Annotated in this window: 26 protein-coding genes and 2 tRNA genes; 9 read left to right on the top strand and 19 right to left on the bottom strand. The window is 69.9% G+C overall.

Going from position 1 to position 25740, the window contains the following annotated elements:
- Window positions 1-3: 3 nt before the first annotated feature.
- Together ABTX78_RS23770 and ABTX78_RS23765 are read left to right on the top strand one after the other, a co-directional pair.
- Window positions 4-237, top strand: coding sequence for a hypothetical protein (locus ABTX78_RS23770; RefSeq protein ID WP_352208803.1), 234 nt, complete (start codon window positions 4-6; stop codon window positions 235-237).
- 326 nt (window positions 238-563) lie between these two features.
- Complete coding sequence (locus tag ABTX78_RS23765) at window positions 564-896, top strand: DUF3140 domain-containing protein (RefSeq protein WP_352208802.1); 333 nt, start codon at window positions 564-566, stop codon at window positions 894-896.
- A gap of 194 nt (window positions 897-1090) precedes the next feature.
- On the opposite strand, the gene ABTX78_RS23760 is transcribed toward ABTX78_RS23765, so the two are convergent.
- From ABTX78_RS23760 to ABTX78_RS23745, 4 genes are all read right to left on the bottom strand, one after another.
- A complete protein-coding gene (locus ABTX78_RS23760; protein ID WP_352208801.1) occupies window positions 1091-1279 on the bottom strand; it encodes a CsbD family protein in 189 nt (62 codons plus the stop codon).
- 108 nt (window positions 1280-1387) lie between these two features.
- Window positions 1388-2920: an FAD-dependent oxidoreductase gene (locus ABTX78_RS23755; protein WP_352208800.1), complete on the bottom strand. Its 1533-nt coding sequence runs from the start codon at window positions 2918-2920 to the stop codon at window positions 1388-1390.
- Window positions 2921-2933: 13 nt separating this feature from the next.
- Window positions 2934-3896, bottom strand: a complete 963-nt coding sequence (locus tag ABTX78_RS23750; protein ID WP_352208799.1) for a TIGR03557 family F420-dependent LLM class oxidoreductase — start codon at window positions 3894-3896, stop codon at window positions 2934-2936.
- 88 nt (window positions 3897-3984) lie between these two features.
- Window positions 3985-4707 carry a UdgX family uracil-DNA binding protein gene (locus ABTX78_RS23745; RefSeq protein WP_352208798.1) on the bottom strand — a complete coding sequence of 241 codons (723 nt, stop codon included), beginning with the start codon at window positions 4705-4707 and terminating at the stop codon, window positions 3985-3987.
- Window positions 4708-5085: 378 nt separating this feature from the next.
- On the opposite strand from ABTX78_RS23745, the gene ABTX78_RS23740 reads away from it, so the two are divergent.
- The gene (locus tag ABTX78_RS23740) at window positions 5086-6888 is read left to right on the top strand and encodes a thiamine pyrophosphate-requiring protein (protein WP_352208797.1); all 1803 of its coding nucleotides are present in this window, start codon (window positions 5086-5088) and stop codon (window positions 6886-6888) included.
- A gap of 82 nt (window positions 6889-6970) precedes the next feature.
- Here ABTX78_RS23740 and ABTX78_RS23735 read toward each other — a convergent pair.
- Window positions 6971-7047: transfer RNA gene (locus ABTX78_RS23735), tRNA-Pro, on the bottom strand.
- 125 nt (window positions 7048-7172) lie between these two features.
- Here ABTX78_RS23735 and ABTX78_RS23730 point away from each other — a divergent pair.
- Window positions 7173-7640 carry a DUF309 domain-containing protein gene (locus tag ABTX78_RS23730; protein WP_352208796.1) on the top strand — a complete coding sequence of 156 codons (468 nt, stop codon included), beginning with the start codon at window positions 7173-7175 and terminating at the stop codon, window positions 7638-7640.
- A gap of 156 nt (window positions 7641-7796) precedes the next feature.
- Here the strand turns inward: ABTX78_RS23730 and ABTX78_RS23725 are convergent, their stop codons facing one another.
- The 3 genes from ABTX78_RS23725 to ABTX78_RS23715 are packed head-to-tail and all read right to left on the bottom strand — an operon-like array spanning window position 7797 to window position 10551.
- On the bottom strand, window positions 7797-8429 hold the full coding sequence (locus ABTX78_RS23725; protein ID WP_352208795.1) for a LutC/YkgG family protein: 633 nt from the start codon (window positions 8427-8429) through the stop codon (window positions 7797-7799).
- The gene (locus ABTX78_RS23720) at window positions 8426-9844 is read right to left on the bottom strand and encodes a LutB/LldF family L-lactate oxidation iron-sulfur protein (RefSeq protein ID WP_352208794.1); all 1419 of its coding nucleotides are present in this window, start codon (window positions 9842-9844) and stop codon (window positions 8426-8428) included. Before ABTX78_RS23720 ends, ABTX78_RS23725 begins: the two co-directional genes overlap by 4 nt.
- A complete protein-coding gene (locus tag ABTX78_RS23715) occupies window positions 9841-10551 on the bottom strand; it encodes a (Fe-S)-binding protein (RefSeq protein WP_352208793.1) in 711 nt (236 codons plus the stop codon). Before ABTX78_RS23715 ends, ABTX78_RS23720 begins: the two co-directional genes overlap by 4 nt.
- 72 nt (window positions 10552-10623) lie before the next feature.
- Between ABTX78_RS23715 and cobF the strand changes: the two genes are divergently transcribed.
- Complete coding sequence (gene cobF, locus ABTX78_RS23710) at window positions 10624-11379, top strand: precorrin-6A synthase (deacetylating) (protein WP_352208792.1); 756 nt, start codon at window positions 10624-10626, stop codon at window positions 11377-11379.
- On the opposite strand, the gene ABTX78_RS23705 is transcribed toward cobF, so the two are convergent.
- The 7 genes from ABTX78_RS23705 to ABTX78_RS23675 form a co-directional block, all read right to left on the bottom strand.
- Window positions 11348-12109: a cobalt-precorrin-6A reductase gene (locus tag ABTX78_RS23705; RefSeq protein ID WP_352208791.1), complete on the bottom strand. Its 762-nt coding sequence runs from the start codon at window positions 12107-12109 to the stop codon at window positions 11348-11350. The two genes, cobF and ABTX78_RS23705, sit on opposite strands and share 32 nt — an antisense overlap.
- Before the next feature lie 9 nt (window positions 12110-12118).
- Window positions 12119-12319 carry a hypothetical protein gene (locus ABTX78_RS23700; RefSeq protein WP_352208790.1) on the bottom strand — a complete coding sequence of 67 codons (201 nt, stop codon included), beginning with the start codon at window positions 12317-12319 and terminating at the stop codon, window positions 12119-12121.
- A gap of 146 nt (window positions 12320-12465) precedes the next feature.
- Entirely contained in the window at window positions 12466-13221 is a 756-nt protein-coding gene (locus ABTX78_RS23695; protein ID WP_352208789.1) for a sulfite exporter TauE/SafE family protein, read from the bottom strand.
- Between the two features lie 239 nt (window positions 13222-13460).
- Window positions 13461-13643, bottom strand: coding sequence for a hypothetical protein (locus tag ABTX78_RS23690; protein WP_352208788.1), 183 nt, complete (start codon window positions 13641-13643; stop codon window positions 13461-13463).
- Window positions 13640-14062, bottom strand: coding sequence for an ATP-binding protein (locus ABTX78_RS23685; RefSeq protein ID WP_352208787.1), 423 nt, complete (start codon window positions 14060-14062; stop codon window positions 13640-13642). Before ABTX78_RS23685 ends, ABTX78_RS23690 begins: the two co-directional genes overlap by 4 nt.
- Before the next feature lie 125 nt (window positions 14063-14187).
- The gene (locus tag ABTX78_RS23680) at window positions 14188-15399 is read right to left on the bottom strand and encodes a helix-turn-helix domain-containing protein (protein WP_352208786.1); all 1212 of its coding nucleotides are present in this window, start codon (window positions 15397-15399) and stop codon (window positions 14188-14190) included.
- 359 nt (window positions 15400-15758) lie between these two features.
- Window positions 15759-15832: transfer RNA gene (locus tag ABTX78_RS23675), tRNA-Pro, on the bottom strand.
- A 160-nt stretch (window positions 15833-15992) separates the two neighbouring features.
- Between ABTX78_RS23675 and ABTX78_RS23670 the strand changes: the two genes are divergently transcribed.
- On the top strand, window positions 15993-16712 hold the full coding sequence (locus ABTX78_RS23670) for a thiamine pyrophosphate-binding protein (protein WP_352208785.1): 720 nt from the start codon (window positions 15993-15995) through the stop codon (window positions 16710-16712).
- Between the two features lie 61 nt (window positions 16713-16773).
- Window positions 16774-17679, top strand: coding sequence for a transketolase family protein (locus tag ABTX78_RS23665; protein WP_352208784.1), 906 nt, complete (start codon window positions 16774-16776; stop codon window positions 17677-17679).
- A gap of 36 nt (window positions 17680-17715) precedes the next feature.
- Here the strand turns inward: ABTX78_RS23665 and ABTX78_RS23660 are convergent, their stop codons facing one another.
- Window positions 17716-18081 carry an MmcQ/YjbR family DNA-binding protein gene (locus tag ABTX78_RS23660; protein WP_352208783.1) on the bottom strand — a complete coding sequence of 122 codons (366 nt, stop codon included), beginning with the start codon at window positions 18079-18081 and terminating at the stop codon, window positions 17716-17718.
- A 190-nt stretch (window positions 18082-18271) separates the two neighbouring features.
- Here ABTX78_RS23660 and ABTX78_RS23655 point away from each other — a divergent pair, with 190 nt between their 5' ends.
- Both ABTX78_RS23655 and ABTX78_RS23650 read left to right on the top strand, forming a co-directional pair.
- On the top strand, window positions 18272-21745 hold the full coding sequence (locus ABTX78_RS23655; protein ID WP_352208782.1) for a ThuA domain-containing protein: 3474 nt from the start codon (window positions 18272-18274) through the stop codon (window positions 21743-21745).
- Window positions 21746-21773: 28 nt separating this feature from the next.
- The gene (locus ABTX78_RS23650; protein WP_352208781.1) at window positions 21774-22631 is read left to right on the top strand and encodes a sugar phosphate isomerase/epimerase family protein; all 858 of its coding nucleotides are present in this window, start codon (window positions 21774-21776) and stop codon (window positions 22629-22631) included.
- A 202-nt stretch (window positions 22632-22833) separates the two neighbouring features.
- Here the strand turns inward: ABTX78_RS23650 and ABTX78_RS23645 are convergent, their stop codons facing one another.
- Genes ABTX78_RS23645 through ABTX78_RS23635 form a run of 3 tightly spaced genes read right to left on the bottom strand, consistent with a single transcriptional unit; the run spans window position 22834 to window position 25585 of the window.
- Entirely contained in the window at window positions 22834-23670 is an 837-nt protein-coding gene (locus ABTX78_RS23645; protein WP_352208780.1) for an ABC transporter ATP-binding protein, read from the bottom strand.
- Window positions 23667-24686, bottom strand: a complete 1020-nt coding sequence (locus ABTX78_RS23640; protein WP_352208779.1) for an ABC transporter substrate-binding protein — start codon at window positions 24684-24686, stop codon at window positions 23667-23669. Before ABTX78_RS23640 ends, ABTX78_RS23645 begins: the two co-directional genes overlap by 4 nt.
- Before the next feature lie 35 nt (window positions 24687-24721).
- Complete coding sequence (locus tag ABTX78_RS23635) at window positions 24722-25585, bottom strand: ABC transporter permease (protein WP_352208778.1); 864 nt, start codon at window positions 25583-25585, stop codon at window positions 24722-24724.
- Window positions 25586-25740: the final 155 nt, after the last annotated feature.

Genomic DNA, 25740 nt, shown 5'->3' with positions numbered 1-25740 from the left:
GACATGACCGATCCCGAACTCGCGGCGGCGCAGGCGTATGTACGACTGTTGCAGACCACCCGGGCCGTGCTCGCCGACACGGAGCAGCCCATCGTTCCGATGCCGCTGCTGATGGCCCCGATCGCCGAGGCGGACGACGCGCTGGACGCGCTGGGCATGGCGGGGAACGAGGCCGGCTTCTTCCAGCTGGTGGCCAGGCTGCAGCCGGTGCTGTACGAGGATCAGCGGGTGACCTGACCCGCGGGACGCGCTCGGGGTCGAAGGCGGTACGGGCCCGAGGCTGCTCCGCCTCCCGAGGGCGCGAAGCGGCACGGGTGCGAGGCGGCGCGGGCGCGAAGCGGCACGGGTGCGAGGCGGCGCGGGCGCGCAGCGGCACGGGTGCGAAGCGGCACGGGCAGTCGGACGCGTACCTGTTCCGCCGGAGGGCGCGAGGCTGCTCCGTCGCGCCCCGGGCACGTCCTTCGGCGGAGACGGTCCCGGCGGATGCCTGGTACGCCGCCCTCTTCCGCGTGAGCGCCCGGCACAGGTGTTTGACGTGCGGCAGAACGGTCACCCTTGACCTCATGGGCGAACTGAACCCACTCGAAAGCCAGGCACTCTGGGAGGAGTTTCACCAGCTGGTGAACATGACGTCCCAGGAGCTGACCGCATGGCTCAGGACCAGTGAGGCGGCCGAGACCGCCGAGTCGCTGCCCGAGTCGGCCGGTGCGGCCACCGGCCTCCAGGTGGTGGCCCTCCTGCACAAGCGGCGTGCCGATCTGACCGACGAGGACGTGCGGCTGATGCTGCGGGTCGTGGAGGAGATCGAGGACCAGCAGGAGCGGGCATCCGGCTCCGATGACGAGCGATGGCGGCAGGGCCTGATGACTCTCGGACACGACCCGCTCAAGCCCTGAGGGGCGTACGGCAGCCGCTCACGCCCTGGGGGCCACGGCAATCCCGGCCCGCACGAGCCCTGAGGGGCGCACGCACCCGGCCCGGTAAACCGAGCCCGGACGCACGCGAGGCGTAAGGCCAAGCTGCCACACAGCTGTGCCCCCGGAACGCGCGTCAGACGCGTTCCGGGGGCACGATGCCGCTGTGAGCCGCGTCAGCGGCCCGACGGCCGCTTCATGCGCTCGCCGGCGCGCTCGGCGGTCCGCTCCACCTGCTCCTGAGCCTTGCCGGCCGCCTGCTCGCCGTGGCCCTCGGCCTGCATGCCACGGTCGCCCATGGCCTTGCCGGCGGCTTCCTTCATCTTGCCCTTGGCCTGCTTGCCCTTGGCCTTCGCCTTACCCATGACGCTTCCTTTCGTGCGTTGCACAAGGAAATGAATCGACATATTCACACTGACCCCATCACCCCGAGTGCGCAAACGGGCACAGTGCGTCGCCGCCATCGTCCCTGGTCAGAGCTCTTCCAGCGGCCGGGTAGCCGGGCCGTGCAGGACGGATCCGTCGGTGGCGAAGCGGGAGCCGTGGCACGGGCACTCCCAGGTCCGCTCGGCGTCGTTGAACTGCACCAGACAGCCGAGGTGGGTGCACCGCGCGGACAGGGACCGGACCTCGCCCGATTCGCCGCGGTAGACCGCGCAGTGCTTGCCACCGATACGGACAACCGCCCCGCTGCCGGGCGCGACCTCCTCCACGGAGTCGACATGGCTCGTGTGCAGCCGGTCGCCGACGAAGTGCTTCGCCACCCCGGCCTGGAACTTGGCCAGTTCGGCCGTGTCCCGTACGGCCGGCAACCGGCGGGGGTCGTACAGCTCCGTCCAGGGCGGGCGCGGTCCGCCGGCGATGTGGGCGGTCAACAGCCGCCCCGCCATGACCCCGTTGCTCATCCCCCAGCCGCCGAAACCGGTCGCCACATAGAGGTGCTGCGTGCCCGGATGCGCATGACCGACGTACGGCAGGTGGTCGTGCGAGTCGTTGTCCTGGGCGGCCCACCGGTAGGTCTTCTCCGCGGCGGCGAAGCCCGGGATGCGCTCGTCCGCCCAGGCCTCCAGCCGGGCGTACCGCTCCCGGACGCCGCCCGCGCCGGGCTCGAACGACTCCCCGGTGAGGATGACCAGCCGTCGGCCCTCGTCGTACGGCGCGCTGCGCAGCGACCGCGTCCCCGACTCCGGGCTCAGATACATGCCCTCGGGTGCGTCCGTCGCCGGGACGGGGGCCGCGAGGACCAGTTCACGGCGGGGCTTGAGCCGGGTGAACAGCAGGGTCCGGTCGAAGACCGGGTAGTGGGTGGCGATCACGGCGTCGCTCGCGTCGACCGTGGCACCGCTCTCGGTCGTGAGGTGACAACGCCTGCCGTCCCGCAGGCCCGTGACCCGCGTGCGCTCATGGATGCGGCCGCCGGCCCGGACGAACCGTTCGGCGAGGCCCAGCAGGAACTTGCGGGGATGGAACTGCAGTTGACCTTCCACCCGTACCGCTCCGGCCACCGGGAAGGGCAGTTCGGTGTCGGTCACGAAGGTGGCCTCCAGGCCTGCCCTGCGCGCGGTGTCGGCCTCGGCGCGCACCTCGTCCACCCTCTTCGGGTCCTCCACGAAGGTGTAGGCGGGGACCCGTTCCAGATCGGCGTCGATGTCCAGCTCGGCACAGAGCGCGGCCACATGCTCGACGGCGTCCTGCTGGGACAGCGCGTAGAGCGCCGCGCTCTCACCGCCGTGCCTGGACTCCAGCTGTGCGTAGTGCATTCCGTGCAGGGAGGTCAGTTTGGCCGTCGTGTAGCCGGTGACGCCCGCGGCGATCCGGTCGGCCTCCAGGACGACGACGTCCAGACCGGCCCGCTGGAGCTCCCATGCGGTGACGAGCCCGGCGATGCCGCCGCCGATCACCGCCACGTCCGCTGTCGCCTGCGACCGCAGGGGCGGATGGTTCGTGGCGGCGGTCGTGGTCATCCAGTACGACTCGTCGACGGTCGGGCGGTGGGCGAGGGCCATGGTTCCTCCGGAGTCAGCCTGCGTCCCGCAGCCGGGGCAGGACGCTGGTGCGGTAGAAGTCGAAGAACCCCTGCTGTTCGGGTCCGATCTGGTTGACGTAGACCTCGTCGAATCCGGCCTTCGCGTAGGCCCCGACGGTCTTCACATGCTCGTCGACGTCGTCACCGCAGGTCACGCCCTCACGCACCATGTCCTCGGTGACCAGCTCACTGGCCTGCTCGAAGTGCTTGGGGGTGGGCAGGATCTGGGCGAGTTCACCGGGCAGGAACTGGTTCGGCCAGAGCCGGTGCACGGTCTTGACCGCCTGGTCGCGGTCGGTGCCCCAGCACACCTTGAGCCCGCCGATCACCGGCTTCTGCCCGCCGCCGGCCCTGCGGAACTGCTCGACCAGGCTCTCGTCCGGCATCATCGTGACGAGTCCGTCGGCGATGCGGCCGGCGAGGGTGGCGGCCTGCGGTCCGAAGGCGGAGACGTAGAGGGGCGGCGGCTGGTCGGGGACCGTGTAGAGGCGGGCGTTCTCGACGGTGTAGTGCTTGCCGCGGTGGGAGACCTGCTTGCCGGTGAAGAGGTGGTTCATGACCTGGACGGCCTCTTCCAGCATCTCCATCCGCTGGTCGGCCTCCGGCCAGGCGTCGCCGTAGATGTGCTCATTGAGGGCCTCGCCGGTGCCGATGCCGAAACGGAACCGCCCTTCGGTGAGCACCGAGGCGGTGGCCGCCGCCTGCGCGTTGATCGCGGGATGCATCCGGACGGTCGGGCAGGTCACGAACGTGGTCACCGGCAGTGACGTGACCTGTGACAGTGCGCCGATCATCGACCAGACGAAGGAACTCTGCCCCTGCTCGTCGTTCCACGGATGAAAGTGGTCCGAGATCGCCAGTGCCTCGAAGCCGGCCTGTTCGGCGGCCCGGGCCTGGGCGAGCAGCTCGGCCGGGGTGAAGTCCTCGGACGAGAGAAAGTATCCGTAGGTGGTCATGACACTCCTTCGAGGTGCACCCCCGCTTCCCGGATCGAACGCTGGGCGAGTAACCGCTCACCTGCCCCTCAAACGACCGCCTGCCCATTCAGCCCAGTGCGCCCGCCGCGGCCCGCAGGTCGGTGACCAGCCCGGAGTAGGCCGCCTCCCGGTCCGTGGCCCGCAGGACGGCCGAGGGGTGGACGGTGGCCACCAGATGCGCTCGACGGTCCGTTCCGTCGTGCGCCGGGCCCTCTCCGAGGGCGTCCCAGTCCGGCATCGGCAGCACGGCACCGCGCTGCTGCGAGACCTTGAAGGAACTGCCGAGGAGGGCTTTGCCGGCGGTCGCGCCGAGTGCCACCACCAGATCGGGGTCCACCGCTCGCAGCTCGGCCTCCAGCCAGGGACGGCATGCGGTCATCTCCCGCAGGCTCGGGGGTTTATGGATTCTGCGCTTGCCGCGCTCCGCGACGGTGAATTTGAAGTGCTTCACCGCATTGGTGACGTAGGCCTCCCTGGCGTCCAGCCCCGCCTCGAAGAGGGCCTTTCTCAGCAGGCGCCCGGCGGGGCCGACGAAGGGCTGTCCCTCGCGGTCCTCCTGGTCCCCCGGCTGCTCGCCCGCCAGGACGTACCGTGCCGAGCGCGTGCCCGAGCCGAAGACCGTCCCGGTGGCCTCCGCGAACAGCGGGCAGCCACGGCAGTGGGCCGCCGCACGCCGAAGCGTCGGCAGGCCTCCGCCCTCGGGGAGATAGGGGCGGGCGTCATACCCCTGGCCGGTGTCCTGCTGCGGTGTTCTGCCCTGCCCGGTGTGCTTCGTTGCGGCGCCGCTCATGTCCATCGCCTCCTGCCATCGGCTCCGAGCAGGCCGGCGGCCATCGCCCCACGGCCTGCTCGACGGGCCCCTGTGTCGCCGGTACCCCGAATCGGCCTCCTGCCCCGTGGCCGGGAGCGCGCGGTGCGATGTTGCGCCGGCCTCCTCGGGAAGCCCTGGCCGCAGCCGGGGCCGCATGCGGTACGGCCGGGCGGGTTCGGCCTGGGATGACTGCCGGCATACGGGGGACTCGGGAGACATCACGCCGGTCGCGCCGATCACGTCACGAGGAGGGCGCGACACCCCCGGCAGGCGGCCGGTACCGGCCGCATGTCCACGCCCACCCCACGTCCACGCTCAGCAACGACACCGCACACCGACACCGAGAGGACCTTTCCGTTGTCGATCAAGGTTTCCGACCACATTCTCCAGCGCCTGCGCGAATGGGGCGTCGAACACGTCTTCGCCTACCCGGGTGACGGCATCAACGGCCTGCTCGCGGCCTGGGGACGGGCCGACAACTCACCGCGGTTCGTGCAGTCGCGCCACGAGGAGATGTCCGCGTTCCAGGCTGTCGGGTACGCCAAGTTCTCCGGCCGGGTGGGGGTGTGCGCCGCGACGTCGGGCCCGGGAGCGATCCACCTGCTCAACGGCCTGTACGACGCGAAGCTCGACCATGTGCCCGTCGTCGCCATCGTCGGTCAGACCAACCGCAGCGCCATGGGCGGCTCGTACCAGCAGGAGGTCGACCTGCTGAGCCTCTACAAGGACGTGGCATCCGACTTCTGCGAGATGGTGACGACACCCGAGCAGCTTCCCAACGTCCTCGACCGTGCGATCCGGACGGCCTACGCCAAGCGGACGGTGACGGCCGTCATCGTCCCCGGCGATGTCCAGGAGCTCGAATACACCCCGCCCACGCACGAGTTCAAGATGGTCCCGTCCAGCCTCGGCATGGCTCCCTACGCCCCGGTGCCGGACGACGCCGACATCGCCCGCGCCGCGGAACTGCTCAACGAGGGTGAGAAGGTCGCCGTTCTCATCGGCCAAGGTGCGCGCGGCGCCCGTGCGCAGGTCGAACAGCTCGCCGACACGCTCGGCGCCGGCGTGGCCAAGGCGCTGCTGGGCAAGGACGCGCTGCCGGACGATCTGCCCTATGTGACGGGTGCCATCGGTCTGCTCGGCACCCGCCCGTCGTACGAGCTCATGCAGGACTGCGACACCCTGCTCGTCATCGGATCGAGCTTCCCCTACAGCCAGTTCCTGCCGGAGTTCGGCCAGGCGCGCGCCGTACAGATCGACATCGACCCCTTCATGGTCGGGCTGCGCTATCCGTTCGAGATCAATCTCGTCGGTGACGCCCGCAAGACGCTCGAACGTCTGCTGCCGCAGCTGAAGCGGAAGAAGCACGGAGCCTGGCGCAAGAAGATCGAGAAGAGCACCGCCCGCTGGTGGGAGGTGATGGAACGGCGGGCCGCGGTCGACGCGGACCCCGTCAACCCGGAGTACGTCACGCATGTGCTGGACGGGCTGCTGCCCGACGACGTGATCCTTTCCGCGGACTCGGGCTCCGCGGCCAACTGGTACGCCCGCCATCTCCGGCTGCGCGGCGGGATGCGCGGCTCCCTCTCCGGCACGCTCGCCACGATGGGCCCCGGCGTGCCGTACGCCATCGGCGCAAAGTTCGCCCACCCGGGGCGTCCGGCGATCGCGCTCGTCGGGGACGGCGCGATGCAGATGAACGGCCTGTCAGAGATGATCACCGCGGCGAAGTACTGGCAGGAGTGGGACGATCCCCGGCTGGTCGTGGCGGTGTTCAACAACCAGGACCTCAACCAGGTGACCTGGGAGATGCGGGCGATGGAGGGCGCGCCGCAGTTCCTGCCGTCCCAGCACCTCCCCGATGTGCCGTACGCGGACTTCGCCCGGTCCATCGGGCTCGGCGGTGTGCGGGTGGAGAAGCCGGACCAGGTGGAGTCCGCCTGGCGGGCGGCGCTGGAGGCAGACCGTCCCTTCGTGATCGACTTCCGGACCGATCCGGCCGTACCGCCGATCCCGCCGCACGCGACGCTCGAACAGATCGAGGCCGCCGCGTCATCGGTCCTCAAGGGCGACAGCGACCGCGGGGCGATGATCCGGCAGGGGTTCAAGGCGAAGGTCCAGGAGATGCTGCCCGGCGGCCGCCACCGGGACGACCGCTGACGCGCCCCGGGGGCGCGGAGCCGGTGAACGGCGAAGAGGTCGTACCGGATGTTCCGATACGACCTCTGACCCGCGTAAACGCTGGTCGGGACGACAGGATTTGAACCTGCGACCCCTTGACCCCCAGTCAAGTGCGCTACCAAGCTGCGCCACGTCCCGATGCGTGCCTGCGCCGTTCCCGGCCGGGCACGCAGGAGAAACACTACCCCACTCTCCGGCACCGGCGGACGCCCCGCCGGATGGGCGGATGCAGGTCCGGCGGGGCGGGAGGGACAATCGGGAACGTGAACGCATCACGCAGGGACCGAGACGACGACGGGCGCGCACGCAACGCCCGGCCCCGCGACGGGCTCGGGCGGCCGCTGCCGTACGGCGCGCCCGGTGTGGAGCGACAGCCCGAGGGGATCGTGCGCTCCCCCGAGGAGACGTTGGCGGAGGCGCAGCGGCTGCTGGACGCGGGCAAGCCGTTCCACGCGCACGAGGTGTTCGAGGACGCGTGGAAGTCCGGGCCCGAGGAGGAGCGTGAGCTGTGGCGTGGCCTCGCGCAACTCGCGGTGGGTCTGACGCATGCCGCCCGCGGCAACGGAACGGGCGGGGCGCGTCTGCTGCTGCGCGGCGCGGACCGAATCGTCGCATTCGGCGATCCGCACGGGGTCGATGTGTCCGGCCTCGCCGCGTGGGCGCGTGACCTCGCGGGACGGCTCAGCGGCCCGGTGGACCCGGGCGCCGAGGCTCCCCGGCTGGCGCTCTAGGGTCCGTCGTTCGGATGGCCCCGGGTCAGTGAGCGGTGGTCCCCGTAGAGGGAGCGACGCGGTGGGGGTACCTCCCGTGCCGCATGGGCTACGGAGAGTGCGTGCCGGAGCACGCGCGTCCGGCAGGATCCGCACGAGTGGCCCCGGCCGCGGGCCTCACCCCTGGAGCAGGATCACTTCCAGGGTGCGGGGGCCGTGGACGCCCTCGACACGGTCGAGTTCGATGTCGCTGGTGGCGGACGGACCCGAGATCCACGTCAGCGGGCGGGTCGGGTCCAGGCGCGGCATCGCCTGCGGCACCGAGGCGACGACCTGCTCGGGGGCGCGGACGACGCAGAGGTGCAGATCGGGGACGAGGGTGAGGGCCCGGCGGCCCTGACCGGGACCGGCGTCCAGCACGATCGTGCCGGTCTCGGCGATCGCGAGCGCACATCCGCTGACCACGGCGTCGGTCGCGTCGAGTTCATAGGCCGTGAGCGGTCCCTCGTCGCCGCGCCGTTCGGCGGCGGTGGCCGCGAGCCAGTCCTCGGGCAGGCCGTCCGGCACCGCGACCGACCGTGCTCCGTGCCCGGCCAGCAGTGCGCCGATCAGTCCTGGCAACGCCGCGGGCGTACTGCGGTGCACGATCGCCCGGTAGTCGGCGAGGCCCTCGTGCAGCAGGTCCAGCACGAGGGCCGGGTCGTCCGGTGTGTGGGTGGCGAGATAGTCGCGTGCGGCTTCCGGCACGTCGGGAGCGTCGCCGACGGCGGCGCGGATCCTGCCGAGGATGCGGTCACGTGAAGAGGTCATCGGCGGTTCTTCTTCCACCAGTCGCGGAAGGACTCCGCGGGCACGTCGGGCAGGTCCCTGCTCGCGGTCCATCCGCCGGCGCCCGGCGGTTTCGCCGGATGGAATCGGCGGGTACTCGACGCGAGGCGCTCACCGGCGGCGAGGGCGCCGGGATGGTTGAGCACCCAGCCCGCCGCCATGATCGCGGCCTTCTCCAGCCGGTGCCCCTTGCCGCCCCTCTGTGCGACCGACTCCCGCAGATGGACGAGGACTTCGGGGATGTCGATGGCCACGGGACAGACCTCGTAGCAGGCGCCGCAGAGCGAGGAGGCGTACGGCAGGGAGGCGTCGATGTCGCTCTGGATGCCGCGCAGTTGGGGGCTGAGGATGGCGCCGATGGGGCCGGGGTAGACCGAACCGTAGGCGTGACCGCCGGCCCGCTCGTACACCGGGCACACGTTCAAGCAGGCGGAACAGCGGATGCAGCGCAGTGCCTGCCGGCCCACCTCGTCGGCGAGGGTGTCGGTGCGGCCGTTGTCGAGCAGGACCAGATGGAAGGTTCGCGGCCCGTCTGCGTCCGCCGTCCCGGTCCACATGGACGTGTAGGGGTTCATCCGCTCGGCCGTCGAGGAGCGGGGCAGGGTCTGGAGAAAGACTTCGAGGTCCCGCCAGCTGGGCACCACCTTCTCGACGCCGACGACGGAGATCAGGGTCTCCGGCAGGGTCAGACACATCCGTCCGTTGCCCTCGGACTCGAAGACGACGAGGGTTCCGGTCTCGGCGACCATGAAGTTGGCTCCGGAGACGCCCACCTTGGCGCGCAGGAACTTCTCCCGGAGGTGGAGCCGGGCGGCCTCCGCGAGTTCGGCCGGGGTGTCGGACAGTCCCTCGGGCGCCGCCCGGCCCCAGTCCGCCATCCGGCTGCGAAAGATGTCGCGGATCTCGCCGCGGTTGCGGTGGATGGCGGGGACGAGGATGTGGGAGGGCCGGTCGTCGCCGAGTTGCACGATCAGCTCCGCGAGGTCCGTCTCGTACGCGGAGATGCCCTCGGCCTCCAGCGCTTCGTTGAGGCCGATCTCCTGCGTCGCCATGGACTTGACCTTGACGACCTCGCGTTCGCCGGTGGCCTTGACCAGATCCGCGACGATGCGGTTGGCCTCGTCGGCGTCGGCGGCCCAGTGCACCAGCCCGCCCGCCGCGGTCACCCGCTCCTCCAACTGCACCAGATACCGGTCCAGGTGACGGAGGGTGTGGTCCTTGATCTGCTTGCCCGCCTCCCGCAGCAGCGACCAGTCGGCGAGCTCGGCGACGGCCTTGGCCCGCTTGTCGCGGATGGTGTGCGTGGCGTGCCGCAGGTTGGCCCGGAGGGTCGCGTCGTGCACCGCGTCCTTGGCGGCAGCGGGGAAGGACGGCATACCGAGATACGTCCCGCTCATACGTGGGGCTCCTCTTCCGTCGCGCTGAGGATCTCGGCGATGTGCAGCGCCCGCAGGGGCTCGTCCTGGCGGCGGATGATGCCGCCGATGTGCATCAGACAGGAGTTGTCCGCGCCGCACAGGACGGAGGCCCGGGTGGCGACGGCGTTGCGGACCTTGTCCTGGCCCATGGCGGCGGAGACATCGGGGTTCTTGACGGCGAAGGTGCCGCCGAAACCGCAGCACTCCTCGGCGCCGGGGAGCTCACGCAGCTCCAGTCCCTTGACCGCTTCGAGGAGCCGGCGCGGTCTGTCCCCGAGCCGCAGCATGCGCAGGCCGTGGCAGGAGGGATGGTAGGTCACGGTGTGCGGGAAGTACGCGCCGACGTCGGTAACCCCGAGGACGTCGACGAGGAACTCCGTCAGTTCGTACATCCGCGGCGGCAGGCCGGTCTCCCCGAACTTCGGATAGTGGTCGCGCACCATCGCCGCGCACGAACCGGACGGGGTGACGACGTACTCGTACTCCTCGAAGACCCGGGCCGTCCGCTCGACCAGGGGCCGCGTCTCGCGCCGGTAGCCGGTGTTGAACTGGGGTTGTCCGCAACAGGTCTGCCCGGCCGGGAAGTCCACCTCCACTCCGAGCCGTTCCAGGAGCCTCGTGGTCGCGATGCCGGTGGCCGGAAACATCGCGTCGTTGACGCAGGTGACGAAGAGTGCGACACGCATGGTCGGAGGATATGCCGCGACCGAGGACCCCGGTAGGTCCCGCGATCCGCCGAATGGGGCAGACTCGGCGGGGTGAGGAAGATCTATGTGATCGGCATCGGGGCGGGCGACCCCGACCATCTGACGCTTCAGGCCGTCAAGGCGTTGAACAAGGCGGATGCCTTCTTCATCCTCGACAAGGGTGAGGAGAAGGCGGATCTGACCCGGCTGCGCCGGGACATTCTCGACGCGCACATCGACGACCCCGCATACCGGCTCGTCGAGGCCCGCGATCCGGAGCGGGACCGTCAGACATCGGACTACTCCCCCGCCGTCGACGACTGGCGCCGTCGCCGCGCCGATCTCTACCAGCGGTTCATCACCGAGGAACTGGCCGACGACGAGTGCGGGGCCTTCCTCGTCTGGGGCGATCCCGCGCTCTACGACTCCACGCTCGGCATCCTGGAGGAGATCCTGGAACGCGGCGCGGTCGCCTTCGACCACGAGGTCGTTCCCGGTATCAGCAGCGTCTCCGCCCTGCTCGCAAGGCATCGCACCGGCCTGAACCGGGTCGCACGCCCGGTGCAGATCACCACCGGCCGGCGGCTGGCCGAGGGCTGGCCGGAGGGGGTGGACGACGTGGTGGTGATGCTCGACGCCCGGCAGGCGTTCACCCGCCATCTGGACCAGGACCTGTACATCTACTGGGGCGCGTACGTGGGCACGGAGGACGAGATCCTGGTGTCGGGCCGGCTTTCGGAGGTGTCGGACCGCATCGAGGAACTGCGGGCCGCGGCACGCGCCCGCAAGGGCTGGATCATGGACACCTATCTGCTGCGGCGCGACTGAGCAGCGCGAGCACTCCGGGCACGTCCTCGGCGGCCGGTACACCTGCGGGCCCGGGCGGCCGGCGGACCACGACGACCGGCAGGCCCAGCGACCGGGCCGCCGTGAGCTTGGCCGCGGTGGCCGGTCCCCCGCTGTCCTTGGTGACCAGCACGTCGATGCGATTTGTCCGCATCAGGTCCAGCTCACCGTCCACGGTGAACGGGCCCCGGGCCAGGACCGTCTCCGTGTGCGGCGGCAGGGGCGGATCGGGGAGTTCCACGGACCGTACGAGAAAGTGCGGTTCGGCGAGTCCGGCGAAGGCGGCGAGACCGAGCCGCCCGGTGGTGAGGAAGATCCGCTGCCCCAGTGCCGGCAGCTGCGCCGCGGCGTCGGCGAGGGAGAGCGCGTCGTACCAGCGGTCGCCGGGCCCGGCGTGCCAACCGGGCCTGCGCAGGGCGACGAGCGGGGTACCGGTGAGGGCCGCGGCCCGGGCGGCATGGCTGCTGATCACTTCCGCGAACGGATGGGTGGCGTCCACGACGGCGTCCACACGCTGGGCCCGCAGCCAGGCGGCCAGCCCCTCGGCGCCGCCGAATCCGCCGATGCGCACGTCACCGGCTGGCATCCGCGGGCGTGCCACCCGCCCGGCGAGCGAGGTCGTGACCCGGACGCCGCCGAGCACGGCGAGCTCGGTGGCGAGCTGCCGTGCCTCGGCCGTGCCGCCGAGGATCAGGATGTGCGTGCCGGTCATGGCCCGAGGCTACGTCGCCACCGCTCGCGGACCCGACCGAGGGGCCCGGGAGCGCCCCGGCCGTACGTGGACGACGAGGTACAGGGCCTCCGGTGAGCGGTGGATCAGGGTGGGGAGCATCAGCGGCGGTGGCCGGTCCTCGTCGATCCGCAGCCCGGGCATACGGCGTGTGAACAGCTCCAGGGTGAGCCTCGGATCGGCTCTGGCCACGCGGCGCCTCCGGGACGGCAGAAGGAACGGCGGCCGTCCACCGGCCGGTCCGGCCAGGGTGCACCCGCGCAAAGACGCCGGAAAGTACGCCCGGCCGGGAGCGTGCCGCTGTCGGACGGCGGACACAACAGGCGCTCGAACGGCTGTCAGAACAAGAGCAGTTGGAGACCTCCGAGCACGGTCGCCGCGATGACCAGTCGTTCGAAGAGCACCTGGTCGATGCGGTCGGCGCACCACTTCCCGAGCATCGCTCCCGGCAGGACGAACAGGACGAGGACCGCGTCCAGCAGGAGCGAGGTCCGGTCGATGAGCCCGAGCCCCACGCTGAACGGCACCTTGGACACGTTGACGATCAGGAAGAACCACGCGGACGTGCCCAGGAAGCCCAGCTTCCGGAAGCCCGCGGAGAGCAGATACAGGGACATGACCGGACCGCCCGCGTTGGCGACCATGGTGGTGAACCCGCTGAGTACCCCGTACGACCGCGCTTTCAGCCGGCCCCGCGGGCCCTCCGACGACGGCGGCTCCTCGTCCCCCGCCGACCGGCGGCGCAATCCGGTCACGCCGGCCATCAGCAGCAGAATCGCCCCGATCGAGGTACGCACGATCTGGTCGTCGGCCCAGAACAGGAACACGGTGCCGGCCACGACGCCCGCGGCGACCGCCGGGAACAGCCGCAGCAGCGTCGGCCAGTGCGCATGGCGCCGATAGGTGAGCACCGCGACCACATCGCCGGCGATCAGGATGGGAAGGAGGACGCCCGTCGACTCCCGGGCGGGCAGTACGGCGGCGAAGACCGCCAGGCTGACGGTGTTCGCGCCGCTGACCGCCGTCTTGGAGAACCCGACCAGCGCGGCCGCGGCGGCGAGCGCGACCAGTCCCCAGCTCATAGTGATGTCCATGCCAGGAACAGATGCTACGGCCACGGAAAACCGAAAAGGCCGTACCGGATGATTCCGATACGGCCCCCCAGTGAACGAAACACCGTCCAGGGGAGTCCGTGAGATCCAAGGAGTGCGGAAACGTCCAGTCAGCGCCTCAAATTCCGCGTCGGTTCGTGCAGTTCATGAGACCAGTGCGGGACGGCGTATGACGGCGAAGCCCCGGCTGGTGGAGTTCACGGCCGGAGCTTCGCCGCGTCTCAGTTCTGCCGCGACTCCAGCAGGGTCAGCCGCTCGGGATGCTCCGAGGTCCACAGACCCACCCCGTACTCCGGCCGCAGCACCCACAGCGTGCCGCCGCTTACGTCGGTGACGATCGCGCGCCGGTCGGCGTCCTCGTCGTGGATCAGGTCGCCCACCCAAGGGCTCCGCTTCGCGCTCATGCTCGTTCCTTCCCGTGCAGTTCCGCCCACACCTGCTTTCCCCACGGCAGCAGATCGGTTCCCCAGTCCTCGGCCAGCTCCGTCACGAGCGCGAGGCCGCGCCCGCCCTCGTCGTCCGGACCCGGCACCTTGCGCACCGGCGGCACCTTCGAGAAGTCCACGACGCCGATACGCACACGTGCAGCGCCGGGGCGGTCGATGACGACCCGGATGGACTCCCGCCGGGCGTGCCGCACGGCGTTGGCCACCAGCTCGGAGACGATCAGCGCCCCGTCCTCGGCCAAGTCCTCCAGCCCCCAGACGGCGCAGGCGGTGCGGAGCAAGCGCCGGGCGGTCACGGCGCTCTCGGGCTCGCGCGGCAGGCTCTCGCTGTACCCGGGGTGTCCCGTCCGGCAGGCCCGGGTTGTAGGTTGCGGCATGTCGGTCTGCTCTCTCAGATCGGCCAAGCCCCGGGGCCGGTCGCACGGCCGCCGGGGTGCTGTCCGCTCATGTAAGCGACATGCCAGGAACGTTGACAGGGGCGCAACGTCCCACTTTCAGCACGCTATTCACCGACCCCCAGGAATTCGGCCAACGGCCGTAGCCCCGTCGGGTGGTTGGGGAGCGCCCACAGGTCGCGCACGATGGCCACGGCCAACGTGTGATGCTGCATCCACGTCGGTGCCACCCGGCGCAGGGACTCCAGGGTCTTCACCGCTCCGGCTGCGTCCCCGATGTCCGTGTGGGCTCGTGCCACATCCAGCAGCAGCCACGTCCGCCAGGACGACGGGGTGTCCTTGCTCAGCCGCATTCCCTTGGCCAGCGCCAAGGCATCTTGTGGGTGACCGTACTGAACCGCGAGACGGACGCGTTCGATGCGGACCGACGACGGGCTGAAGACGCTGACCATACGGTTGTCGCCACCATCGGGGAGCTTCGAGACCCGGGCGGCTTCCTTCTCCGCCGTCTCCATCATTGCTGCCGCGCGCTCGTAGTCGCCGCTCCGCGCGGCCGACGTGGCGGCGCTCATGGTCAGTGCGCCCCACACCTTCAGGCCGTCGGCGGTCTTGTCACGGCCTGCGTTCACCATGTCGTCGGCGACACGGAGGGCGATGCTCAACGCGTCATCCAGACGACCTTGCCGCTGATAGGTCCACGCCGTCGAATTGACGATCATCGGCAGAAGGAGGGGGTCGGACGACTGTCCCGCAGCGACTATGGCGCGCTCCAGGCTCGCCAGAGCAAGGTCCGTCTTACCCATCCGCACGGCGACATGTCCGGCGAGCTGAAGCGCCTTGCCCAGGGCCGCGAAACCGGCCCTGCGGTCGTCTTCATCGCCTGAGGCCGTGGCGGTGCGAGCATCCGAGAGCAAGTCCGGCAGCGCCTTCATCACCGCGTCGAACTCGGCAGCGTGGTACTGCGTCCAGCCGTCCGCGATCTGCTCGCGGAGACGGTCCAGCGAGAAGTCAGGCCTTGGTGGCTCAGGCTCCGGCCCCCAGAGCACGGGCATGACGGCCCGGCGGACGGCCACGAAGCGCGGGCCGTCAGTCTCAGCGGAGGAGACAGCGGGCGGGTCACCGAGAAGCGTGGTCAACTCGACACCGATACCGTTGGCCAGCGCGTGCAGTGTGGGAAGGCGTGCCGAGTGCTTCCGCCTCTGTTCGAGTTGACGGATCACATCGACGGACACTTCAGATCGTTCCGCCAGCTCCTCCTGCGTCAGGGAGGCCAGACGGCGCAAGCGGCGCAGGGTCTTCCCCAGGTCTTCGTTTGCCACGCGACCACCGTACGCTGCCAGGCTGCTCACGATGCCTGCCGCAGTGGCCCCCATGCTCCTCATGTGCGGCTGTACGACGCGGGGCACGCCTGCCTCTCCTGGATGGCGAACAACGGCGTACCCGACACGGTGGTGTGGGCGTGGGCGGGACGCTCGGACCTGTCGTTCACGAAGCGGCGTGCACCTCGACCCGCAGTCCCTGAAGGCCGGTCCGGAGGAGCTGGCCGAACTGGCCCGGCTGACCTTGGTCAACAGCGTTTCTGCGAAATTGCGAGACGGCGTCCCCGAAAATGATCAAGGGCCCTGCCTCACCGAAGTGAAACAAGGCCCTGACCTGGGCTCGAAGCCCTCTTGCACCGTCGGGACGACAGGATTTGAACCTGCGACCCCTTGACCCCCAGTCAAGTGCGCTACCAAGCTGCGCCACGTCCCGGTGCCCATCTGACCTGGGGTTTCCCCCGGCCGAACGCGCATGAGAACAATACCGCACTTCCCCGGGTGGTCACGAACCGCTTTCCGTACGGACGGCGCATACCGGACCGACCTGCAGGAGCGCTTGACCTCAACGAAACCTGAGGTTGCACGGTGGTCTCATGACGAAGACAGCGACCACGCGCGCAGCGACCTCACCGGACCTCGACGCATCGGACCTGCACCGGCTGATGGCCCTGATGACGGGCGACGAGAAGCACGGACCCGCGGCGACCTCCACGCTCGACGCCCTCTGGGTGCTCTACGACCGCGTGCTGCGTGTCTCGCCCGCCACCGCCGACGCACCCGGTCGCGACCGGTTCCTCCTGTCCAAGGGGCACGGGCCCATGGCGTACTACGCGGTCCTCGCCGCCAAGGGCTTCTTCCCCGAGGCGTGGCTGCCCGGCTTCGGCTCGTACGCGTCACCTCTCGGGCACCACCCCGACCGGACGCTGGTGCCCGGGGTCGAGATCGGCAGCGGCTCGCTCGGGCACGGGCTGCCCCTCGCCGTCGGCACCGCGCTCGGGCTGCGGGCCCGGGGCCTGACCGATCCGAACGTATGGGTCCTGATCGGGGACGCCGAACTCGACGAGGGCAGCAACCACGAGGCCATCGCCTACGCGGGGCCCGCCGGCCTGGAGCGACTGCACACGCTCGTGATCGACAACTCCTCCGCCACCCACGGCTGGCCCGGCGGCATCGCCTCGCGGTTCGAGGCCGCCGGCTGGTCGGCGCAGACCGTCGACGGACGGGACCACGAGGCGCTGCACTCCGCGTACATCGCCCCGCATCCGGGGCTACCGCGGGTCGTCGTCGCCCGCGTCGAACCCAAGAACGACTGAATCACCGCCCGGCCCACCGCACCGCCCGGCCCACCGCACACACCACGAGGGGATGCTGATCATGGACACGATGCGTGACCGGTTCATCGCGACCACGAGCCGCCTGCTGGACGAGGACGCGCGGCTCGCCGTCGTACTCGCCGAGATCAGCAGGGACGGTTTCGACGGGGCACACCGCAGGCACCCTGACCGCGTGATCAACGTGGGGATCCGGGAACAGCTGCTGCTCGGGGTCGGCGGCGGCATGGCTCTCACCGGTATGCGTCCGGTCGTGCACACCTTCGCGAGCTTCCTGGTGGAACGGCCCTTCGAGCAGGTGAAGCTCGACCTCGGCCACCAGGACGTGGGCGGTGTGCTGGTGAGCGCCGGAGCGTCCTACGACTGGCCGGCGGGCGGCTTCACCCATATGTCACCGGGCGACGTGGCCCTGCTGGACACCCTGGAGGGCTGGACGGTCCAGGTGCCCGGCCATCCGGACGAGGCCGAATCGCTGATCCGGCACGCGGTCTCGGGGGACGACCGGGTGTACGTGCGGTTGTCGCTCCAGTCGAACACGCAGGGGCTCGACGTCGACGGAGCCCGTTTCCTGCGCGTACGCGAGGGGCGCGCCGGCGCGGTCGTCGCGGTCGGCCCGATGCTGGACAACGTGCTCGCCGCCACGGAGGGTCTCGATGTGACCGTGCTCTACGCCACCACGGTGCGGCCCTTCGACGGCGAGGCGCTGCGCGCGGCTGCGGCCGGGGCGCGGGCCGCGGACGTCGTGCTCATCGAGCCCTACCTCGCCGGCACATCGACCACCGCCGCCAACGACGCCCTCGCGGACCTGCCGCACCGGATCCTCGGCCTCGGCGTCTCCCACGAGGAGCTGCGCCGCTACGGCACGATGGACGAGCATCTGACGGCGCAGGGACTCGACGCACCAGGGCTCCGCGAGCTGATCAGCGCCTTCCTCGGCCGCGGGCGGTAGCCCTCGGCCCTCACCCACGTCGGACGGGGCCGGTCTTCAGCGCTCCTCCGGCACCGACAGACCGGGGTGCGCGTCCAGGAGCTTCTTCGGAGCGGCCTGGCGCCAGGAGTCGAGGAGGATCGCCCGGAGCTCCTCCTCGTCCTCCAGCGCCGCCAACCTCACGCGCATCCACGGCCACTGGTCGTCGTGGCCGACCCGGATGAAGAACTTCTCCGGCTCGGCGGCGATCAGCTCCTCGCGGTCCTCCCTCGGGCACTTCACCCCCAGCACCTTGTCCTCGTCGTCCAGCGAGGCGAACAGCCTGCCCTTGTCCACACGGAACGTGGGCAGCCCCCAGGAGAGCTTCTCCAGCGCTCCCGGCAGGGAGAGCGCGATCCTGCGTACGTCGTCGGCGGTCGCCATGGGACGACCGTACGACGCCGCACCGACACCCGCCTCGCGGCGGCCCAACTCGCCGTGTCCGCAAGCCCGATCGCTCCACACGGGCCGCTACCGACCCATTGACCCCCTGTGAGGCCGGAACCTACGCTGTGCGACGTATCTAGAAAGCGCTTTCTAATTCACGGTCCGCACACCAGCCACCGGGAGCGCAATGAGCAGGCACCGCACACGGCTCCGCCGAAGAATCCTCTTCCACTCCACCGTCGTCACGGCACTTCTCGCGCTCGTCGTCGGGCTCGGCCTGGCCTCGCCCCCGCGGGCCGAAGCGGCCGCGGCCTACCGGGTCCTGGTCTTCTCCAAGGTCACCAACTTCACCCATGACTCCATCCCGGCCGGGATCGAGGCCATCAAGAAGCTGGGCAGCGAGAACGGCTTCGAGGTCGAGGCCACCGACGACGCCTCCGCCTTCACCGACGCGAACCTCTCGCGCTTCCGGGCGATCGTCTTCAACAACACCAACTCCACGCCGGAGTCGGGCGATCTGCTGGACGCCGCGCAACGTGCCGCGCTCCAGAAGTACGTCCGCGGAGGTGGCGGCTGGGTCGGTCTGCACGCGGCCTCGGCCAGCGAGCGCGACTGGACCTGGTACGAGGGTCTCGTCGGCGCGATCTTCGACAAGCACCCCGCCGTCCAGACCGGGCGGGTCAAGGTCCTCGACCAGGCGCACCCCTCCACCAAGGGTCTCCCGGAACTCTGGGAGCGCTCGGAGGAGTGGTACAACTGGCGCACCAACCCCACCGGCAAGGTCCACACGCTCGCGCAGATCAAGGTGCGCGATGGCATCACCGGGCTCGACGAGGGTGTCGACCACCCGTGGTCCTGGTGCCAGAACTACGACGGCGGGCGCTCCTGGTTCACCGCGGGCGGGCACGCCAAGGCCGCTTTCGACGAAGCCGCCTTCCTCAAGCATCTGCTCGGCGGCATCCAGTGGGCGGCGGGCGACAAGCCAGGTGACTGCACCGCGGGCAAGACGGGCGCCTTCCAGCGCACGCCGCTCGCCACCAGCGATCTGGCGGACCCCTTCGAACTGGCCGTCGCGCCCGACCGCCGGGTGTTCTTCATCCAGCGCACCGGCAAGGTCAAGGTGATCGACCAGCAGACGCTCAAGGTCACCACCGCACTGGACTTCGCCTACACGCCGGAGATGACGAGCCAGTCCGACGGTCTCCTCGGCCTCGCACTGGACCCCGACTTCGCCGAGAACCACTGGCTGTATCTCCTGAACTCCGACAAGACCGAGAAGCGGATCAATCTGTCGCGGTTCACGGTCACGGGCAACACGATCGACCCCGCCTCCGAGAAGAGGCTGCTCGCCATCCCCACCCTGCGGGGCGAGGGCAGGGCCAACTCCCACATGGCCGGCTCGATCGCCTTCGACAAGCACGGCGAGCTCTACATCGCGACCGGGGACAACACCGACCCCTTCGCCTCCGACGGATTCACTCCGATCGACGAGGGTGCGGGCCGTCGCGCCTGGGACGCCCAGGGCACCTCGGGCAACACCAACGACCTGCGCGGCAAGGTGCTGCGCATCACGCCGAAGGACGACGGGACGTACAGCATCCCGGAGGGCAATCTCTTCGCTCCGGGTACGGACAAGACGCGTCCCGAGGTCTACGCGATGGGCATGCGCAACCCGTTCCGGATCACCACCGACCCGCAGAGCGGTGCGCTGATGGTCGCGGACTACGGACCCGACGCCCGTACGGCCAAGGCGGACCGCGGGCCCGAGGGGACGGTCGAGTACACCCGGATCACCAAGGCCGGAAACTTCGGCTGGCCGTACTGCATCGGCAACAACACCCCCTTCAACGACTACGACTTCACCACCAGGACCTCGGGTCCGAAGTTCGACTGCTCCGCCCCGGTCAACGACTCCCCCAACAACACCGGACTCACCCGGCTGCCGCCGGCCCAGCCGGCCACCGTGTGGTACGCCTACTCCGCGTCGCCCGAGTTCCCCGAGCTGGGAACCGGTGGCGGCGGGCCGATGAGCGGTCCGGTCTACGACTACGACCCGGCGAACACCTATCGCACCAAGTTCCCGGAGTACTTCGACGGGAAGTGGCTCAACTACGAGCTCACCCGCACCTGGTTCAAGGCGTTCTCGTTCCAGCAGAAGGACCAGACGTTCACCGATCCGCGCTTCGCCCCGGCGAAGGCCGGTGATCTGCACTCCATCAACGGGATCTTCGGCGACATGAAGTGGAATCAGCCCTTCGACGCCGACTTCGGGCCCGACGGAGCGCTCTACGTCATCGACTTCGGTCTCGGCAGCGGCACCGGCCGCGGTGGCAGCAACGAAGGCTCCGGCATCTACCGCATCGACTACGTCGGTGACGACCGGCTGCCGGACGCCAAGGTGACGGCCACGCCCGACAGCGGGAAGGCGCCTTTGACGGTGAAGTTCTCCAGCGCGGGATCGGGCCTGCCCAACGGCACACCGGTGACGTACGCCTGGGACTTCGACGGGAACGGCACCACCGACTCGACGGCTGCCGACCCCACCCACGTCTACCGGACCAAGGGCCGTTTCACCGCCCGGCTGACGGTCACCACGCCCGGGAAGCTCACCGGCCTCGCCGTCACCGACATCACCGTCGGCAACTCCCGGCCCGAGGTGACCATCCAACAGCCCCCGAACGGCGGGATGTTCAGCTTCGGCGACACCATCCCGTTCACGGTCAAGGTCAAGGACCGCGAGGACGGGGAGATCGACTGCTCGCGGGTGGTCGTACAGTCGCAGCTCGGCCATGACTCGCATCTGCATCCCCTGGACAACTACACCGGCTGCGCCGGTGAGATCCGGACGGACGCCGGCGACAGCCACGGGCCCGGCCAGAACCTGTACTACGGCATCACGGCTCAGTACGAGGACAAGGGAGCACCGGGCGCACCGGCGCTCACCGGCTCCACCTCGCTCACCCTGCGCCCCGCCCTGCGCGAGGCCGAGCACCACACCTCCACCGGCGGCGCCCACGGCGGTGTGGTGGTGGCGAGCCGCGCGGACGCCTCCGGCGGCAAGCGGCTCACCGAGATCGAGGACGGCGACTGGATCCGCTTCGACCCCGTGCACCTCAAGGGGATCGACTCGGTGACGGTCGGCGCGGCCTCGGGCGGGCTCGGCGGCACCGTCGAGTTCCGTTCCGGATCACCCACCGGCTCCCTGCTCGGCAGCGTGAGCGTGCCCAACACCGGCGACTGGGGCAATGTCGTCTCACCGACGACACCCCTGAAGTTCGCGGGGATCACCGCGCCGTTGTACGCGGTCTTCTCCAACCCGCAGTGGACCGCCGACAAGCCGGACCTGTTCGCCGTGGACTGGCTGCACTTCAACGGGCGCGGTGTCGAGAAGCAGCCGGGCAGCAAGGTCACCGTGCAGGCGGCTCCGGCCGCCGGGACCGCTCCCCTCGCCGTCCGGCTGACGAGCACCGTGAAACCGCTCGCGGGCCGCACCATCGCCTCGTACCACTGGGACTTCGGTGACAACACCAAGCCCACCGCCCCCGAGGGCGCGACGGCCACGCACAGCTACACCAGGCCCGGTACGTACACGGCGCACCTGACCGTCACCGACAACGAGGGCGACACCACCAGCGCTTTCGCTCGCGTCACCGTGAGTTGAGGCTGGAGCAGAAATGAGAGGAGCTGAAATGAACGGCACCCGACGCGCCTTCCTCGGAACCGCTCTGGGAGCGGCCGCGGCGACCGCCCTGGGCACACCCGTCCAGGCCGCCGAGACGGGCCGGTCCCGGCGGCGCATACCGCCGTCCGGCCTCGGCATGCACCTGTACACCATGCGCACCCCGCTGGCGACGGACTTCAAGGGCACCCTCGCCCGGCTCGCGGACATCGGCTACGCCACGGTCGGCGTGAGCGGCCGGCACGGCAACAGCGCGGCCGCGATCCGGACCATGCTGGACGAGACCCGTCTGAAGGCGGTGCTCGAACACGTGGGGTACGACATCGTCCGCAGCAGCGGTCTGCCCCAGGCCCTGGAGGACATCCACACCCTCGGCGCCCGGTGGATCGTCGTCCCGAGCCTGCCCGCCGCCATGCACACCCCGGCGGGATTCCGGGAAGCGGCCCGGGAGTTCAACAAGGCCGGGCTGGCGGCCCGCGAGGCCGGGCTCGGGCCGCTCCTGTTCCACAACCACGGCCTGGACCACCAGGTCGTCGAGGGCGAGAACCTGTACGACATCCTGCTGAAGGAGACCGACCCGCATCTGGTCGGATTCGAGCTCGATGTGTACTGGGCGGCCAAGGGCGGAGCGGATCCGCGGTCGCTGTTCGTGCGCCACCGCCGGCGCTTCCCGGCGCTGCACGTCAAGGACATGGCCCCGAACGGCGACTTCGCCGATGTCGGTTCCGGTGTCCTCGACTTCCGCTCGATGTTCGGGACGGCGAACAGCGGCGGCGTACGGCAGTGGCTGGTGGAGCACGACTCACCGGCCGACCCGTTCGCCACGGCCCTGAACAGCTACCGGTATCTCGCCCGTCTGAGGTACTGACGGCGGCAGGCCGACACGCCACTGAGCCTCGCACCCCGACGAAGGGGTGCGAGGCTCAGTGGCGGTGGTCCGTGCGCCGGTCCGGGACCGGTGCGGTGCGGGCGCCGGTCCGGGACCGGTGCGGTGCGGGCGCCGGTCCGGGACCGGTGCGGTGCGGGCGCCGGTCCGGGGACGCACGCGAGGCGCCGTGCGCCCACGCGTGTCAGTCCGCGGCGGAGGCCGCACCGAGCAGATGGCGGATATGGCTGGTGGCCTCCCGGAACTCCGGACGCCCCATCGTGTCGGTGTAGTTGCGCTCGGCCGGCAGCCCCACCTCGATGATCTCGGTGATGGTGCCGGGCCGCGGGCTCATCACCACCACACGGTCGGCCAGGTAGCAGGCCTCGGAGATGGAGTGGGTGACGAGCAGCACAGTGGTGCCCGTCTCCCGCCAGATCCGGTTGAGTTCCACGTTCATCTGCTCGCGGGTCAGTGCGTCGAGCGCTCCGAACGGCTCGTCCATCAGCAGCACCGGCGGTTCGTGCAGCAGTGCGCGGCACAGTGCCACGCGCTGCTGCATTCCACCGGACAGCTCGTGCGGATAGGCGTCCTCGAAGCCGCCGAGGCCGGTCATGGCGATCAGGTCGTCGACGCGCCGCCGGGCGGTCGCGCCCGGCATCCTGCGCATCTCGGCTTGGAGCAGGATGTTGCGGCGGGCCGAGCGCCACTCCAGCAGGGCCGCGCGCTGGAAGACGTACCCGATGTCGTGGCGCGGGCCGCGCACCTGCTCGCCGCCGAGCCGGACATCGCCCCCGGACGGCTTCAGCAGACCGGCGACCAGCTTGAGCAGGGTGGACTTGCCGCAGCCCGAGGGGCCGACGATGGCGGCGAACTCGCCGGGCGCGACATCGAGGGAGACACCCTCCAGGGCGGTGACGTCCCGGTTCTTGGTGCGGAAGCGCACGGCCACGTCCGTCAGACCGACCGCCGCCGGCTGCCGCTCGTCCTTGTCCAACTGCACTGCGGGCTCCCGCACCGTCGTCTCTCTCGCCATCGTCATCCCTTCATTGCCGTGGCGCTGTCCCAGTACTCCGCCACGGCCTTGGGGCTCTTGACCAGGCCGGCCTCGGAGAAGACGTCGATCGTCTGCTGCCAGTCGGCCTCGGTGTTGACGCCCGGTGCCTTGCCCTGAGTCGCGCGGGTGTGCAGCAGCGTCAGGGTCGTCCTGAACTGCTCGGCCAGCACCTCCTTGGGCGGGAGTTGCTCGCTCGCGCCGTCCATGGCGCCGACGGCCGGGTCGGGTGACTTCTCGGCGGCGGCGAAGGACTCGCTGACCGCCTTGGCCATGCGGGCGGCCACGTCCTTCTTGGTGCTCAGGAGACGCTGCCCGGTGATGAGGCCGTTGGAGTAGAAGTTGAGCCCGTTCTCGGAGAAGCGCAGATACGCGACCGGCTTCTTGGCCTTGTTCTGCATGGTGGGGCCCTGGTCGCTGGCGTAGCCGAGCAGCCCGTCCGTCTTGCCGGAGAGCACCGCGGCGATCTTGCCCGCCGGGTCGGTGTTCTGGACCTTGACGTCCGCCTCTTGGAGGTTGTTCTTCTTCAGGAAGATCGGGAACGTCTTGGAGAGCGCGTCGCCCGCGGTGCCCGCGATGGTCTTGCCCTTGAGGTCGGCGGGGGCCTTGATGCCCTGCGACTCGAAGAACTGCACGGAGGACGGTGTGGTCTGGAGGAAGACGCCGAGGCTCTTGACCTTGACGCCGGAGTCGACGCCGGAGAGCACCGCGGGGGTGTCCGCCCAGCCGAAGTCGGTCTGGCCGGCGCCGGTGGCCTGGACGGTTTTCTGGGAACCCTGTCCGGCCTGGATGGTGAGGTCGATGCCGTGCTTCTCGAAGATCTTCTGCTGCTTGCCGTAGTAGAACGGCGCGTGCTCGCCGTACGGATACCAGTTGAGGGTCAGGGTGACCTTGTCGAGCTTCTTGCCCGAGTCACTGGTGCTCTGGTCCGAGCCGTCCTCACCGCAGGCCGTGGCGACCAGGAGCAGCGGAACGAGGCCGATCAGAACTCTGCGCGCAGTCATGGCTGGTCCTTCTCGTCAGCGTGGGTCGTGCGGGATCAGTAGGCGGTGGTGACACCGGAGTCCCGGCGGCTGGCGTGCCACGGGAGCAGGAACTTCTCGGCGATCTCGACGAGGACGAAGAGGATCACGCCGATCAGCGACATCACGAGCAGTCCCGCGAAGAGCATCGGGGTGTCGAGGTTGCCGTTGGCCTGGAGGATGACGTAGCCGAGTCCCTCGTTGGCACCGACGAACTCGCCGACGACGGCGCCGGTGACGGCGAGGGTGACCGCGACCTTGAGGCCGGAGAAGAGATGCGGGAGCGAGGCGGGGAAGCGGATCTTGACGAACGTCTGCCAGGAGTTCGCGCCCATCGTCGACGACAGCTGGAGCATCTCCGGGTCGACCGCCTTGAGCCCGGTCACCATCGAGATGACGACGGGGAAGAAGGCGATCAGCACGGCGATCAGGATCTTCGGGGCAATGCCGAAACCGAGCCAGACGACGAACAGCGGGGCGATGGCGATCTTGGGTACGACCTGGGCGAAGAGCAGGATCGGGTAGAGCGTCTTCTCGACGGTCGCCGAGTAGACCATGATCACCGCGGCGGCGACCCCGACGACGACGGCGATCACGAAGCCGAGCAGCGTCTCGTAGGTGGTCACCCAGGTGTGCTGCCAGAGGTAGTCGGTCTTGCCGGTCAGGACGTCGAGCGTCGCGCCCGGTGAGGGGACGAGGTAGGGCTCGACCAGTTCGGCCGCGGCGATCACCCACCACGCGCCGAAGCAGACCAGCAGCAGCGCCACGGGGCGCCAGCTGCGGTCCAGGGCGCGGGTGATCCGCTCCCCCGTTCCCGGCTTGTTCCGCTGGGCAACTCCCGCCACCTTCTCGGGTGTTGCGTTGATGACGCTCTGGCTCACGGGTCAACTCCTCCGGTCTCCGGAGCGGCTAAGAAGAGCTGTGGACTGGCATGTTCGGAAAACGCTTTCAGAAAGCGCTTTCTGATAAGGTGTCGCCACGCTAATGACTGCCTGTACGCACGGTCAATAGGTCGTCCCGAAGTTTCGGGGGGTGC

This window comes from Streptomyces sp. NPDC096193, from assembly GCF_040302905.1.
Classification (GTDB): Bacteria; Actinomycetota; Actinomycetes; order Streptomycetales; family Streptomycetaceae; genus Streptomyces.
This window is presented reverse-complemented; position numbering and strand designations above follow the sequence as displayed.